This is a genomic window from Embleya sp. NPDC001921 (assembly GCF_053594475.1).
The window spans coordinates 288,937-302,112 of record NZ_JBSFEO010000003.1; the positions used below are offsets into that span (position 1 = coordinate 288,937).

Sequence of the window (13,176 nt, forward strand, 5' to 3'; positions counted from 1 at the left end):
CTCCGACCCTCGATCGACGTCGCACCCATCGCGCGTGCGTCGGCGGGGTGTGCGATGCATGACCTCGACCTGACCGAGCGAGCCCTGGCGGGCGCCGCCGGAGACCCGGACGCCGTGGACGACTTCGTCCGGGGCACGCATCGCGACGTGTGGCGCTTCGTCGCGTACCTGACCGACGTACAGAGCGCGGACGACCTCACCCAGGAGACCTACCTGCGCGCCTGGACGGCGCTTCCCCGTTTCACCGGCGCGTCCTCGGTGCGCACCTGGCTGTTGTCCATCGCCCGGCGCACGGTCGTCGACCGCTACCGCGCGGCGGCCGCCCGGCCGCGGACCGCCGCGGTCGAGGACTGGGTCGAAGTCGCCGAGCGCCGCCAGGACACCTCCCGGCCCGGCTTCGAGGAGGGCCTCGCCCTCGACGACCTGTTCGGGGCGCTGCACCCGGCCCGCCGGGAGGCGTTCGTGCTGACCCAGGTGCTGGACTTCGGCTACGCGGAGGCCGCCACCATCGCGGGCTGCCCGATCGGCACGGTCCGATCCCGGGTGGCCAGGGCCCGGAGCGACCTGATCACGCTGCTGCGCGAGGCCGAGAGCGTCGCCTTCGAGACCGGGGAGGAGCATGCCGTGAGCCATCGGCGAGCCTGCTGACCCACCCGTTCGGGGCGAGGGTCCACCGGCGGGACCGGTGCGCCCTCGCCCGCGCGATCCCGGCCCGGCCCCGCCGGCGGTGTCGGTTCGGTGGAGTCGGGTGGGCCGCGCCGTCGGCCTACGCCTTGCGGTCGGCGAGCGCGTACGACGCGACGGCGACGGTGCCGGCCACCGCGAACACCGAGGGCCACGCGCCGATCTTCTTCGCGAGGGGGTGCGAGGCGCCGAACGCGACCGTGTACAGCCCGGTCAACGCGGCGGCCGTGGGCGTCCCGGCCCGCTCCCGCCACCCCTTGGCGGCGAACGCCCCGGCCGCCGCGAGCACCGCGCCGCCCAACGGGCGCTTCTTCGTGTAGCGGGCGACGGCATAGCCGCCGACCAGCCCGCCGGCGGCGACCGCGGCCGTGGGGATACGAGCCATGGGAAACACACTCCTCGGATCGAAGGCAAGAGACGACGAGGGACAACGAGAGACGACGAGGGACGACGGATCGCGCCCGATCGATCCCGGTACGACCCGCCATCCGCCGCGCCTCGACCGGCGCCCACACGAACCTAACGCCCCCGAATTCGCGCGCCGCCGCGGCCCCGTGCCATCCCCGCGCCACCCCCGGGCCCGCCTCGTGGGCCTGGTGGGCAGAGCTGTGTCGGCGCGGGCGGGTAAGGTGCGGCGGTCGGCGGGTCTGTCGCTTGTGGGTGATTCGTCCGCATCGGATGCGTCGGGAGGAGGTCGGCCTTGGAACGGTTTCGGCGAGTCGGACGCGGCGCGCGCGACGTGCCGGTCGGCTGCCCGCGACCGGGCGCGTGGTGAGGCCGGCCGCGCCGCGGGTCGCGATGGCACCCGACGCGTACGGGCACGGCGGTCGGCTCCGGCCGTTGCGCGAGGACGGTGTGCCGATCGGGCCCGCCGAGCAGGTCCGCGACCTGGTCGCGGCGATCACCGATCTCGAGGCCGCACCGGTGCCGCCCAGATGGGTGTGGGCGTCGGCGGAGAGCGCGTACGCGCCGCTGCTGCCCACGCGGGTCGCGCGCTGCCACGACCTCGGGCTGGTCGAGTCGCTGCTGCTCGCGCACGAGGGCCGGTTCGGCGAGCCGCGATCACTGGGCGCGGCCTGGGCCCGCCTCAAGGGCCTGCCCGTACCGGACGACCTGCCGATCGGCGCCGCCGACGCGCAGGACAGCCTGTTCGTCCCCGACCGGCAACGGCTGCCCGCCGGCGCCGACGCGCTGGAAGCGGTGGTCGCGGTACACGCCGACCAGGTGCGCCGGATCGACGCGATCGAGGACGCCGCCCGCCGCTCGCGATTCCGGCTGCTGGTCGCCGCCGAGTCGGCGGGCGGACTGGTCGCGGCCGAGATGGCCGCCGACGGCCTGCCCTGGCGGGTCGAGGTGCACGACGCGCTGCTCACCGAACTGCTCGGCCCGCGCCCTCGCGTGTCCGGCGCACCGCCGCAACGACTGGCCGACCTCGCCGAGCGGTTGCGCGAGGCGCTCGGCGGGCGGGCGTTCAACCCCGACTCGCACACCCAGGTGATCAAGGCCTTCGCCGAGCAGGGCGTCCGGCTCACCTCGACCCGCACGTGGTACCTGCGCGACATCGGCCACCCCGCCGCCGACCTGCTGATCAAGTACAAGGAACTCGCCCGCCTGCACGCCGCGCACGGATGGGCCTGGCAGGACACCTGGGTCCGGGGCGGCCGATTCCGCCCCGAGTACGTGGTCGGCGGCGTCGTCACCGGCCGCTGGGCCGGGCGCGGCGGCGGCGCGCTGCAGATCCCGCGGGTGCTGCGCGGCGCGGTCGTGGCCGACCCGGGATGGCGCCTGGTGGTCGCCGACGCGGCCCAACTCGAACCGCGCATCCTGGCCGCGATGTCCCAGGACGCGGGCCTGGCCCGGTCCGCCGCCGCCGGCGACCTGTACGAGGCGCTGGCCAAGGCCGCGTTCCAGGGCGACCGGGCCAAGGCCAAGCTCGGCCTGCTGGGCGCGATGTACGGCCAGACCAGCGGCGACATCGGGCCGCTCCTGGCCACGCTGCGCCGGCAGTATCCGGACGCGATGGGCTACGTGGAGGCCGCCGCGCGCACCGGCGAGGAGGGCGGCATCGTGCGCTCCCGGCTGGGCCGGACCTGCCCGCCGCCGTCGTCGGAATGGCTCGACCTCGCCGAGGGCGGTGCCGGCGAACCCGGCGCCGACCGCACCGACGACGCCGGCGCCCGCTCGGCCCGCGCCCGGGGTCGTTTCACCCGCAACTTCGTCATCCAGGCCAGCGCCGCGGACTGGGCCCTGTCCCTGCTCGCCGCGCTGCGCCGCCGACTCGCCCGCTACGACTCGGCTCCGGCGGGCCGCCCGCACCTGGTCTTCTTCCAACACGACGAGATCATCGTGCACAGCCCGGCCGAACTCACCGAGGCGGTGGCCGCGGCGATCACCGAGGCCGCCGCCGAGGCGCGGGCACTGGTGTTCGGGGACACGCCGGTGATGTTGCCGCTGATGCCGGCGGTGGTGGGGACGTACGCGGAGGCCAAGTAGGGCCGTGCCCGTATCCCGCGGGCGGCCGGCCTTCCTCGGACCGGCCCCGGGCCCGTAACCGCGGGTGGGCCCGGCTCTTCGGGCCGGGCCCACCCGCGCCCGGCTCTTCGGGCCGCCGGCTCGCGCGCGAGGAGTTGGTCGAGCAGGTACGCGACCCATGGCGTGGACCTACGGGTACGACGCCGAGGTGTTGCCGAAGGCATCCGCCACGCTGCAGCGTTCCCCGATGCGTGGAGTCGACCCGCATAGGGTGCGAACGTGCCGCTTCGCCCCGGTACACGGAGGTTGTCGAGCGTCGATTCGACTCGGCCCCGGGGTCGGGAAGGAAATGCCGCGCCGAGGACTTCGGATGGAGGGGACGCCGGTCCGGGACCGCCGCCGGCGGGGCGCCGCGGCTGCGACCACCGTCCTCGGACACCGACCGAGGACCGACGCAAACCGACGGAAGGACCGAACACATGGACGCGCAACGGGCAATCGAGCGAGTCGGCCGGATCGGCGTCTGGCAACACCACGACCGGTACGCCGCCGACGCCGACGCGGCGGGCGCGGCGGCCGAGTTGGAGGAACTCGGCTTCACCGGTGCCTGGATCGGCGGCGCGCCGGTGGACGGGTTGTTCGCGGTGACGCACCGACTCCTCGGCGGCTCCCGCCGGCTCGGGGTGGCGTCCGGGATCCTCAACATCCGGACCTTCCCCCACGCGGACACGATCGCCGAGGTGTCCGCGGTCGAGAAGGACCATCCCGGCCGGTTCCTGCTCGGACTGGGGGTGAGCCACGTCGAGTTGGCCGACCACCTCGGCATCGAGTACACGCCGCCGCTGGCCGCGATGAACGCGTACCTGGACGCCCTGGACGCCGGCGGCCCGGAGGTCCCGCGCGTGCTGGCCGCGCTCGGCCCGCGCATGTTGCGTCTGTCCCGCGACCGCGCGCAGGGCGCGCACCCGTACTTCACCACGCCCGCACACACCCGCGAGGCGCGCGAGACGTTGGGCGAGGGGGTGTTCCTGGCGCCGGAGCAGAAGGTGGTGCTGAGCACCGACCCGACCATCGCGCGTGCGGTGATTCGCGAGGCCTCGGCGCTGTACCTGGGCCTGGACAACTACCGGCGCAGTTTCCTCCGGCTCGGCTTCACCGAAGCCGACCTGGCCGACGGCGGCAGCGACCGGCTGATCGACACCCTGGTGGTGTGGGGCGACGAGGAGACCATCGCCGCCCGGGTCGGCGAGCACCTCGCCGCGGGCGCGGACCACGTGGGCATCCAGGTGCTCTCCACCGAGCCCGGACACACCGGTCTGCCGCGCGCGGAGTGGGCCCGGCTGGCCCCGGCCCTGCGCGGGCTCTGACCACCAGGGCGTGTCTTCGATCCCCCGCCGAGCTCCACGACGCCCGGCACCGCATCCGCCCTGCGGGCTCCTCGCCGCGCTCGCCGCCCCGGAGAACCACCCGAAGAGAACCACTGCGGGCGCTTCTCCGGCACGCCGACGCACGCCATCCGCCCGTCGGGCTCCTCGCCGCGCTCACGCCGCGGAGCCCGACGGGGGATCGAAGACATGCCCTAGCCCGACCCGGTGAGGTCGGCCACGAACGTGCGAAAGACCGTGCGGTAGGTGCTCGGGGTGGTGCCCGTCAGACGTTGGAAGTGGCGGCGCAGATTGGCCGGTGTACCCAGGCCGGTCTGCGTCGCGATCCGCTCCACCGGGTCCTCGGTGCGTTCGAGCAGCCATTGGGCCCGCTGGATCCGGGTGCGCAGCAGGTACTGGAGCGGGGTGAGCCCGGTTTCGGCGCGGAAGCGGCGGGTCAGGTTGCGCACGCCCAGCCCCGCGTGCGCGGCGATGTCGTCGAGGGTGAGCGGGCGCCGGAGGTTGGCCTCCATCCACCGGGTGGTCGCCGCGACGGTGCTGCCGGGCGGGGTGTAGGCGCTGTACGCCGCGTTCGCCGCCGCGCCGCGGGTGAGGTCGTCGGCCGGGTCGTGCAGGTGCAGGAACACCTGCCGCTCCGTCTCGACGGCCACCCGCACACCGTGGTCCAAGGTGATCAGGTCCAGGTACAGGTCGATGCCGCCCAGGACACCGGCGGCACTGTGGAAGGGGCCGTCGGCGACCACCGCGCCCTCCGGATCGACCTCGACCCGCGGGTACCGGCGGGCGAGTTCCGCGGTGTCCCGGCGGCTGGTCGCCGCGCGCCGGCCGTCGAGCAGACCGGTCGCCGCGAGCGTGAACGTACCGGTGCCGACCGCGCCGATGCGGCAGCCGCGCGCGGCGACGGCACGAAGGGCGTCGACGACGTCGACCGGGGGCGCGTCACGAAAACCCGCGTGGCCGGGCAGCAGCACGGTGTCGGCGTCGTCGAGCCCGGCCAACGCGTCCAGACCCCATGGGGTCTCGATGTGGAAGGATGCGGGGCCGCCCGTCGCCGTGAAGCCCAAAGCGGTGCAGATCCGCACGTCGTAGCCCACCCGAGGGTGATGCCGCGCGGCGGTGCCGAACGCGAGTCCGGGCGCGGTGAGCTGGTGCCCGGGGACCCCGTCGAGAGCGAGGACGGCGATCACTGGCATGTCCGGAATCTAGCCGAGGATGACATCGAGACGACTGTTTCCGTTCGGGACGCGCCACGGAGGATGAGTGGACGAGGCGGGACGCGGGGGACGTCCGACTCGTGCGGCACCACCAACCTCTCGAAAGGTCACCACATGCCTTCTCCGGACTCTCGGCCCACCCTCGACGCCCGACCCGAGCGCCGGCGGCGCGGCCGGTTCGCGAAATCGATGGCGGCGGTCGGCGCGGCGGTCGTGCTCGGCGCGACGGCGATGGCCGGCAGCGCGGGCGCCATCGTCAACGGGCAGGACTCGACGCAGCGCTACCCGTTCATGGCGATGGTCCCGGAGGTCGCGGCAGGCATCGACGCCCAGTGCGGGGCGACGTTGATCGACCGGCAGTGGGTCCTCACCGCGGCGCACTGTGTCGATCCCGAACTGCCCATCGTGCTGGAGGGGAAGGTGCGGATCGGCAGCCCGAACCGCACCACCGGCGGCACGGTCCGCAACATCGACAAGATCGTGACCCACCCGGGCTACAAGCAGGACGACCCCAACCGGGACGACCTCGCGCTGATCCGGCTGGACCGCCCGGTCTCCCAGCAGCCGATCAAGATCGCGAAAAAGGCGGGACCGGTCGGTACGCCCACCCGGATCCTCGGCTTCGGCACCACCGTCGACAAGGACATCGAGCACGCGGTGTTCCCCGACCGGCTCCAGCAGTTGGACACCCGCCGCGGCTCCGAGGCGGAGTGTTTCGGCCGCGCCGGCGAGACCCGGCTGTGCACGGTCAGCCAAAAGCCCGGAGCCATGGCGTGCTTCGGGGACTCCGGCGGCCCGCAGATCCAGCGCGGCAAGGGTGGCCGCTGGGAGCTGATCGGGACCACGTCGGGTGACGGTGACGGCAAGGAGGGTTGCGCGACCGGTCCTGGCCTGTACACCAACGTGACCGTCTACAAGGACTGGATCAACAACACCATCCGCCACAACCGCTGATCGGTGATCGCTGATCACTGATCACCGATTCCGAGGACACGACCCGTTCCGCGCCGGCGGCCCCCGTTCCGGGCCACCGGCGCGGAACAGGGGCCACCGGCCGGGGCGACCCGGTCCCGACCGCGCCGTCCCCGGGGGCGGCGCGGGGCGCCACGACCGACTCCGGCCCGAGAACGGACGCGATTGTCCGGTCGCGGACTAGATTCCAGGTATGTCAGTGATCGCCGTCCTGGTCTCGGACGGGGTCCCGGGGCCTCAACTCACCACTCCCGGCCTGGTGTTCGGGACCGCCTGCCGCGAACATCCGGGTGTGGCGTACGAGGTCAGGCTCTGCGCGGCCCCCGGCCTGCGTGCCACCGGCGCCCCGGGCTCGCTCCGGATCGACACGCCGTTCGGCCTCGACGGCCTCGCCGACGCGGACGTCGTACTGGTCCTCGGACACGACGGCCATCGCGACGACCCACCGGCCGGCGTCACGGCCGCGCTCCGCGCGGCGGCGGCGCGAGGCGGCCGGATCGCCGCCGTCGGCACCGGTACGTTCACCCTCGCCGCGACCGGACTCCTCGACGGCCGGCGCGCCACGACCGCGTGGCGACACACCGAGGAACTGGCGGAACTGCACCCGCGGATCGACGTGGACCCACTGGGCACCGTGGTCGAGGACGGGCCGTTCCTGACCACGGCGGGCATCTTCGGCGGCCTGGACGTCTGCCTGTCCGTGTTGCGCCGGGACCACGGCCGGCGGGTGGCGGTCCGGACGAGCCGCGAACTCATCACACCGCTGCACACCTACGCCGACGACGTCCGGGACACCATCGACCGCGAGGTCACCGAGAGCGTGGGCCTGGAACCCGTCCTGCGCTGGATGGAAGCCAACCTGCACCGCCCGCTGACCGTCCCGGAGATCGCCGCCCACGCGCGTACCAGCGTCAGCAGCCTCACCCGCCGCTTTCACGCCCACACCGGTCTCAGCCCGCTGCGATACCTGCTCCGCGCCCGTCTGAACGAGGCCCGGCGACTGCTGACCGAAACGGACGTTCCCGTCGAGCGCATCGCGGCCCGCACCGGATTCGGCTCGCCCGCCGCCCTGCGCCGACACTTCCGCGCCCTCACCGGCACCGCGCCCCGCGACTACCGCCGGGCGCACCGCGAGTGTGACCATGGCGGTTCGCACAAGGAGGCACCTTGACGTTCCGGAGCAGCACCGACGCACCCGTTCAGGTCAGCGAGTGTCCACCGGCCGGAAACCCGGGGCGGGAGGATCGGGATCGGCAGCCGGAGACGGACCCGGATCGGGTCACCTGGGCGAACGCGTGTCGGGTGGTCGGCACACTCGACCACGTCGCGGGCAAGTGGAGCATCGGCATCCTCGTGTCCGTCGCCGAGGGCCCGATCCGCTTCACCGAGCTCGAGCGCACGCTGGAGGGCATCAGCAGACGTGTCCTCACCTTGAACCTGCGCCGGCTGGAGCGCGACGGACTGCTGATCCGCACCGTGTACCCGACCGTGCCGCCGAGGGTCGAGTACACGCTCACCGACGTGGCGCGCGAGCTGACCGTGTCGCTCAGCGGCCTGGTGCGTTGGGCCGATCGGCACGGGCCGACCATCGAGGCGGCCCGGCAGGTGTACGACCGGGAGCAGGCTGGGCAGGAGTAGCAGGGTCGACGGGGTCGGGCACGGCGCCGCGCGGCAGGGCCCGAGGGGTCGATCGGGTCGGACCGGATCGATCGGGTCGATCGATCCGGTCGGGTGGATCGGGCGGGACGAACGGAGCGAGGAGTTCGATGAACAGCGCGGAGCTACTGGTCGACGGGTTCGGTCGGGTGCGCGAGGTGGTGCACGAGGCGGTCGACGGGCTGACCGCGAAGCAGTTGACCGAGCGCCTCGACGCCGACGCGAACTCGATCGCGTGGCTGATCTGGCATCTGGCCCGGGTCCAGGACGACCACGTCTCGGACGTCGCGGCCCTGGAACAGGTGTGGACGGCGCAGGACTGGCACGGCCGATTCGAACTGCCCTTCCCGGTCCGGGCGATCGGCTACGGCCAGGACACCGAGGCGGTGGCCGCGGTCCGGGTCGACTCGGCGGAGTTGCTCACCGGCTACTACGACGCGGTGCACGAGCAGACCCTCGCGTTCGTCCGCAGTCTGTCCGCCGCGGACCTGGATCGTGTGGTCGACGAGGCATGGACCCCGGCGGTCACCCTGGGCGTGCGGCTGGTCAGCGTGATCGCCGACGACCTCCAGCACGCGGGGCAGGCGGCGTTCATCCGCGGCATCCTGCTGCGCCGATAGCCCGTGCCTCCGCGCCGGGCCCCGAGAGCCGCGCCGACGCGGGTCGCCCGCTCGCCGACCCGGCATCCGCGTCACCGACTCGGCTTCCGCGCGAGAAGATCGGGACCACTTACCCAAGGATTAGGACGTCCTCTCCCATGAGCCCCGAACCCGCTTCGCACTCCCCGCTGGCCCACGGCGCCGAGTCCCCGGCCGCCGCTCTGTTCGACGCCGTCGGGGCCGCGTACGAGACCGCCTTCGCCGGGTTGCCCGAGCAACTGGCCGCGCTGGACTGGTTGATCGCCGAACTCCCGCCCGGCTCGAAGGTGCTCGACATCGGTTCCGGTACCGGGCGGCCGACCGCCGAGCGGCTGGTCGCGGCCGGTCATCGGGTGACCGGGATCGATGTCTCGGCGACGATGGTCGACCTGGCCCGGACCCGGGTCGAGGGTGCGACGTTCGAGCAACTGGACGCGCGCGATCTGGTCGACGACGACGGCGCGTGGGACGCGGTGTGCGCGTTCTTCCCGTTCCTGCAACTTCCCAGGGCCGATCTGGACGCCCAACTGGACCGGCTCGGCGCGCGGCTGGCTCCCGGTGGGCTGCTCGCGTTCGCGACGGTGCCCGCGGAGGCGGACGGCGTGGAGATCCTGTGGCTGGGCCACCGGGCGCGGGTGACCAGCCACGGCACCGACGAACTGCTCGTCCGGCTGCGCGCGGCCGGACTGGAGATCGTCCACCACGCGATCACCGTGTTCCAGCCGAAGCACCCCGAGGCGGGACCCGAGGAACAACTCTTCGTATACGCGCGCAAGTCCGTGTCGGGCTGAGCGCTCGGCCCGGGCGAGGCGGGGCGGTCGCCGGCGCGCGGCAGGCGGTCGGTACCGTGGTCCCCGTAGCGGAATGCCGCACTCGTCCGGCGCCGTGCGCCTTGTCCGTTCTCCTCGCCTCGTTCGGGATTGCGTGATGACCATGACCGAACGTGAGGATCCGAGCGGCAACGGGCGCTCCGACGGTACGCGGCGCGCCGTGGGCGCGGCCCGCCCGGGTCGGCTCGCGCCGCCCGAGTGGCTCACCCTGACGCTGCGCGCCACCCCCGGTCCGATGCCCAAGGCCGCCGCCGTACGGGCCGCGATCGGCATCGCGACGCCGCTCGCCGTGGGGGTGGCCGTCGGCGACAGCGCGTCCGGCGCGTTGGTGTCCATCGGCGCGCTCGGCGCGGTGTTCGGGGACACCGCGGACGCCTATCGGCTGCGCGTCCTCAACATCGCCGTACCGCAGATCGTGGGCGCGATCGGACTCGCGCTCGGCAGCGCGCAGTTCGGACACGGCTGGTCGGCCGTCGCGATGCTGACGGTGGTCGCCCTGGTCGCCGGGATGATCAGCACGATCGGCGCGGTGGCCTCCGCGTCCGGGCTGAACCTGCTGCTGATGGCGGTGATCGGAGCGGGCCTGCCGATGCCCTCGCCGTGGTGGCGGGCGCCGATGCTGACCCTGGTCGGGGCCGGGCTGGTCCTGGTGATGGCGCTGCTCGCCTGGCCCGCGCGCTCGCGCATTCCCGAACGGGACGCCGTCGCCGACGCGTACGACGCGACCGCGAATCTGCTCGCCTCGGCCGGTACCGCCGAGTGGGAGACGGCCCGGGCCGAGGTGACGGCGACCCTCAACCACGCGTACGACCTGCTGCTCGGCCGCCGCGCGGTGGCGCCCGGACGAAGCCGGGGCATGTCGCGCCTGGTCGCGCTGCTGAACTCGGTCGGCCTGCTGGTCGAGGCGGCCACGGCGGTACACGCCGACGACCGGGGGGTGTGCGCGGCGGACGTGGACACGGTGCGGGAGATCGCGGCGGCGGTCCGCGGCGGCACGATGCCGACCGGCGCGGCACCGCGCGGCGCCGCGACCGACCCCGCGGACCGTGCGGTCGCCGCCGCCATCGAGCACGCGCACGAGACGTTGTCCGGCGCGTATCGCACCCCCGATCGGGTCGGCCGGCCCGGATCGCTGCCCGAACGGGTGGCCGCCGGCGCGCGGAACCTGCTGGTGTCGGCGGAGTCCTGGCGCTACGGCCTGCGGCTGACCCTGTGTATCGGGGTGGCCCAGGTACTGGTGTCCGTGGTGGACGTACCGCGCTCGTACTGGGTGCCGCTGACCGTCACCTTCGTGCTCAAGCCGGATTTCGGGTCGGTCTTCTCCCGCGCCCTGCTGCGCGCGCTGGGCACGGCGGCGGGGCTGGTGGTGGCGGGCGTGATCCTGGAGTTCGTGCCGCGTGGCTGGTGGGAGGTGCCGGTCGTGGTCGTGCTCGCGGCGGCGCTGCCGATCCTCTCCCGACGCGGCTACGGGTATCAGACCGCGGTGATCACCCCGCTGATCCTGATCCTGTCCGACCTGCTCGGGCATCAGGGCGTCGGGCTGCTCGCGCCGCGCCTGGTGGACAGTCTGATCGGGTGCGCGATCGTGTTGGTGGCGGGTTATGCGTTGTGGCCGGAGAGCTGGCACACCCGGGTCGGAGCCCGGCTGGCCACGGCGGTCGAGGACACCGCGCGGTACATCGAGTGCGCGTTCGACGAGAAGACCGATCAGGCCGCACGGGCGCGGACCCGACGGCGGATCTACCGCGACCTGTCCGATGTGCGCACCGAGTTCCAGCGCGCGCTGGGCGAGCCGCCGCCGGCCGGCGCGCGGGCCGCGGCGTGGTGGCCGCTGATCGTCGCGGTCGAGCGGGTGATCGACACCGGCACGGCGGCGGCGGTACACACCGCGCACGGCGCGCCGCCGCCCTCGCCCGAGGCGGCCGCGCACATGGCCGCCGAACTGCGCGCGCTGGCCGCCTCGATGCGCACCGGCGACGCGCCCGACCGGGCAACGCGGCCGGCCGCCGCGGAGGATCCGCGCGACGCGCTCACCGACGTACGCCGGGAGGTCCGCTCGGCGCGCTCGATGCTGGACGGGCCGGCGGGGGCGGGGGACGGGAAGGGTGCGGGAGACGGGCGGGGTTCGGGGGACGGGAAGCGCGCGGGTGGACGGAAGGGCGCGGCCGAACGGGAGGGCGCGGAAGAGCGGAACGGCGCGGAAGAGTGGAACGGCGAGGCCGAAGGGAAAGGCGCGGAAGAGCGGAACGGCGCGGCGGAACCCGGGGAGGAGAGCGGGTAGGAGCCAGCCGTCAACTTCTGGTTGACGAACCATGGTCGTCAACCTATGGTTGACGCATGGAGAATCCTGTGCGCATGACGAATCCGGTGCGGCTCGACGACCTCATCGACAGCATCAAGCAGACCCATCCCGACGCCCTCCGGCAGTTGTCCGACGCGGTGCTCGTCTCGGACCACCTCGGGGAACTGGCCGATCACCTGATCGGGCATTTCGTGGACCAGGCACGCCGATCGGGCGCGTCCTGGAAGGACATCGGTACGAGCATGGGCGTCACCAAGCAGGCCGCGCAGAAGCGCTTCGTCGCGAAGGCGTCCGGTGACGCCGACCTCGATCCGAGCCAGGGCTTCGGCCGGTTCACCGACCGGGCCCGGAACGTGGTGGTGGCGGCGCAGAACGAGGCCCGGGCGGCGGGCAATTCCGAGATCGGCCCGGCGCACCTGGTGCTGGGACTGCTCGCCGAGCCGGCGGGCCTGGCCGGGCGGGCCCTGGTCGCCCAGGGCGTGACACCGGAGGCCCTTCGGGAGGCGGTCGTCGCCGTGCTGCCGCCGGCCGCCGAGCAGGTGCCGGACCTGATTCCGTACGACGCGTCGGCGCGCAAGGTGCTGGAGTTGACCTTCCGCGAGGCGCTGCGGCTCGGGCACAACTACGTCGGCACCGAGCACCTCCTGCTCGCCCTGCTGGAGTTCGAGGACGGCACGGGTGTGCTCGCCGGCCTGGGCGTCGACAAGGTCGCCGCGGACGGGCACATCGTCGCGGCGCTCGCCGCGCTGCTCGCCGAGCGGCGGGAGCAGGAGTCCTGACGCTCGCCGTGCCGGGCGGCGCGGGCGGCAGCCCTGGCGTTCGCCTGCCGGGCGGCGCGAGCAGGAGTCCCGACGCTCGCCGACGCCTCGCTGTGTGATAAATGGTGCGTTCGGGTTAAAGAAGTGCTGTTTGCATACCGCAGAACCGGGGTGCTGCTCGACTGGAGTGGTTCTCGGCTCCGCCCGGTCGTTCCGATCCGGCGCCCGCGAGCAGCGACACGGGGAACGGAACGGGTATCGGCCG

General features: G+C 73.6%; 12 protein-coding genes. 10 read left to right on the plus strand and 2 right to left on the minus strand.

Features of this window, described 5'->3' with window-relative positions:
• The first annotated feature begins 54 nt into the window (after positions 1-54).
• Positions 55-648, plus strand: a complete 594-nt coding sequence (locus ACWCPW_RS04765; protein ID WP_395858880.1) for a sigma-70 family RNA polymerase sigma factor — start codon at positions 55-57, stop codon at positions 646-648.
• Between the two features lie 118 nt (positions 649-766).
• Here the strand turns inward: ACWCPW_RS04765 and ACWCPW_RS04770 are convergent, their stop codons facing one another.
• Positions 767-1,069: a hypothetical protein gene (locus ACWCPW_RS04770; RefSeq protein ID WP_402231261.1), complete on the minus strand. Its 303-nt coding sequence runs from the start codon at positions 1,067-1,069 to the stop codon at positions 767-769.
• Between the two features lie 413 nt (positions 1,070-1,482).
• On the opposite strand from ACWCPW_RS04770, the gene ACWCPW_RS04775 reads away from it, so the two are divergent.
• Both ACWCPW_RS04775 and ACWCPW_RS04780 read left to right on the plus strand, forming a co-directional pair.
• Positions 1,483-3,177, plus strand: coding sequence for a bifunctional 3'-5' exonuclease/DNA polymerase (locus ACWCPW_RS04775; protein ID WP_449760140.1), 1,695 nt, complete (start codon positions 1,483-1,485; stop codon positions 3,175-3,177).
• Positions 3,178-3,635: 458 nt separating this feature from the next.
• The gene (locus tag ACWCPW_RS04780) at positions 3,636-4,523 is read left to right on the plus strand and encodes a TIGR03620 family F420-dependent LLM class oxidoreductase (RefSeq protein WP_449760141.1); all 888 of its coding nucleotides are present in this window, start codon (positions 3,636-3,638) and stop codon (positions 4,521-4,523) included.
• Between the two features lie 212 nt (positions 4,524-4,735).
• Here ACWCPW_RS04780 and ACWCPW_RS04785 read toward each other — a convergent pair whose 3' ends face one another.
• On the minus strand, positions 4,736-5,734 hold the full coding sequence (locus ACWCPW_RS04785) for a GlxA family transcriptional regulator (protein ID WP_449760142.1): 999 nt from the start codon (positions 5,732-5,734) through the stop codon (positions 4,736-4,738).
• 135 nt (positions 5,735-5,869) lie between these two features.
• Between ACWCPW_RS04785 and ACWCPW_RS04790 the strand changes: the two genes are divergently transcribed.
• The 7 genes from ACWCPW_RS04790 to ACWCPW_RS04820 all read left to right on the plus strand — a co-directional run bounded on the left by ACWCPW_RS04790 (position 5,870) and on the right by ACWCPW_RS04820 (position 12,932).
• Positions 5,870-6,709, plus strand: coding sequence for a S1 family peptidase (locus ACWCPW_RS04790; RefSeq protein ID WP_449760143.1), 840 nt, complete (start codon positions 5,870-5,872; stop codon positions 6,707-6,709).
• Positions 6,710-6,920: 211 nt separating this feature from the next.
• On the plus strand, positions 6,921-7,898 hold the full coding sequence (locus ACWCPW_RS04795; protein WP_449760144.1) for a GlxA family transcriptional regulator: 978 nt from the start codon (positions 6,921-6,923) through the stop codon (positions 7,896-7,898).
• A 131-nt stretch (positions 7,899-8,029) separates the two neighbouring features.
• Positions 8,030-8,365: a winged helix-turn-helix transcriptional regulator gene (locus tag ACWCPW_RS04800; protein WP_449760217.1), complete on the plus strand. Its 336-nt coding sequence runs from the start codon at positions 8,030-8,032 to the stop codon at positions 8,363-8,365.
• Between the two features lie 128 nt (positions 8,366-8,493).
• Complete coding sequence (locus ACWCPW_RS04805) at positions 8,494-9,003, plus strand: mycothiol transferase (protein WP_449760145.1); 510 nt, start codon at positions 8,494-8,496, stop codon at positions 9,001-9,003.
• A 137-nt stretch (positions 9,004-9,140) separates the two neighbouring features.
• Positions 9,141-9,812: a class I SAM-dependent DNA methyltransferase gene (locus tag ACWCPW_RS04810; RefSeq protein ID WP_449760146.1), complete on the plus strand. Its 672-nt coding sequence runs from the start codon at positions 9,141-9,143 to the stop codon at positions 9,810-9,812.
• Between the two features lie 136 nt (positions 9,813-9,948).
• The gene (locus tag ACWCPW_RS04815) at positions 9,949-12,132 is read left to right on the plus strand and encodes an FUSC family protein (RefSeq protein ID WP_449760147.1); all 2,184 of its coding nucleotides are present in this window, start codon (positions 9,949-9,951) and stop codon (positions 12,130-12,132) included.
• 56 nt (positions 12,133-12,188) lie between these two features.
• Entirely contained in the window at positions 12,189-12,932 is a 744-nt protein-coding gene (locus tag ACWCPW_RS04820; RefSeq protein WP_449760148.1) for a Clp protease N-terminal domain-containing protein, read from the plus strand.
• Positions 12,933-13,176: the final 244 nt, after the last annotated feature.

Bases quoted from the DNA above. Each gene is read 5' to 3' on its own strand.
- ACWCPW_RS04815 (WP_449760147.1), top strand. From the start codon at position 9,949: ATGACCATGACCGAACGTGAGGATCCGAGCGGCAACGGGCGCTCCGAC.
- ACWCPW_RS04765 (WP_395858880.1), top strand. From the start codon at position 55: ATGCATGACCTCGACCTGACCGAGCGAGCCCTGGCGGGCGCCGCCGGA.
- ACWCPW_RS04790 (WP_449760143.1), top strand. From the start codon at position 5,870: ATGCCTTCTCCGGACTCTCGGCCCACCCTCGACGCCCGACCCGAGCGC.
- ACWCPW_RS04780 (WP_449760141.1), top strand. From the start codon at position 3,636: ATGGACGCGCAACGGGCAATCGAGCGAGTCGGCCGGATCGGCGTCTGG.
- ACWCPW_RS04795 (WP_449760144.1), top strand. From the start codon at position 6,921: ATGTCAGTGATCGCCGTCCTGGTCTCGGACGGGGTCCCGGGGCCTCAA.
- ACWCPW_RS04810 (WP_449760146.1), top strand. From the start codon at position 9,141: ATGAGCCCCGAACCCGCTTCGCACTCCCCGCTGGCCCACGGCGCCGAG.
- ACWCPW_RS04775 (WP_449760140.1), top strand. From the start codon at position 1,483: ATGGCACCCGACGCGTACGGGCACGGCGGTCGGCTCCGGCCGTTGCGC.
- ACWCPW_RS04805 (WP_449760145.1), top strand. From the start codon at position 8,494: ATGAACAGCGCGGAGCTACTGGTCGACGGGTTCGGTCGGGTGCGCGAG.
- ACWCPW_RS04785 (WP_449760142.1), bottom strand. From the start codon at position 5,734: ATGCCAGTGATCGCCGTCCTCGCTCTCGACGGGGTCCCCGGGCACCAG.
- ACWCPW_RS04820 (WP_449760148.1), top strand. From the start codon at position 12,189: ATGGAGAATCCTGTGCGCATGACGAATCCGGTGCGGCTCGACGACCTC.
- ACWCPW_RS04770 (WP_402231261.1), bottom strand. From the start codon at position 1,069: ATGGCTCGTATCCCCACGGCCGCGGTCGCCGCCGGCGGGCTGGTCGGC.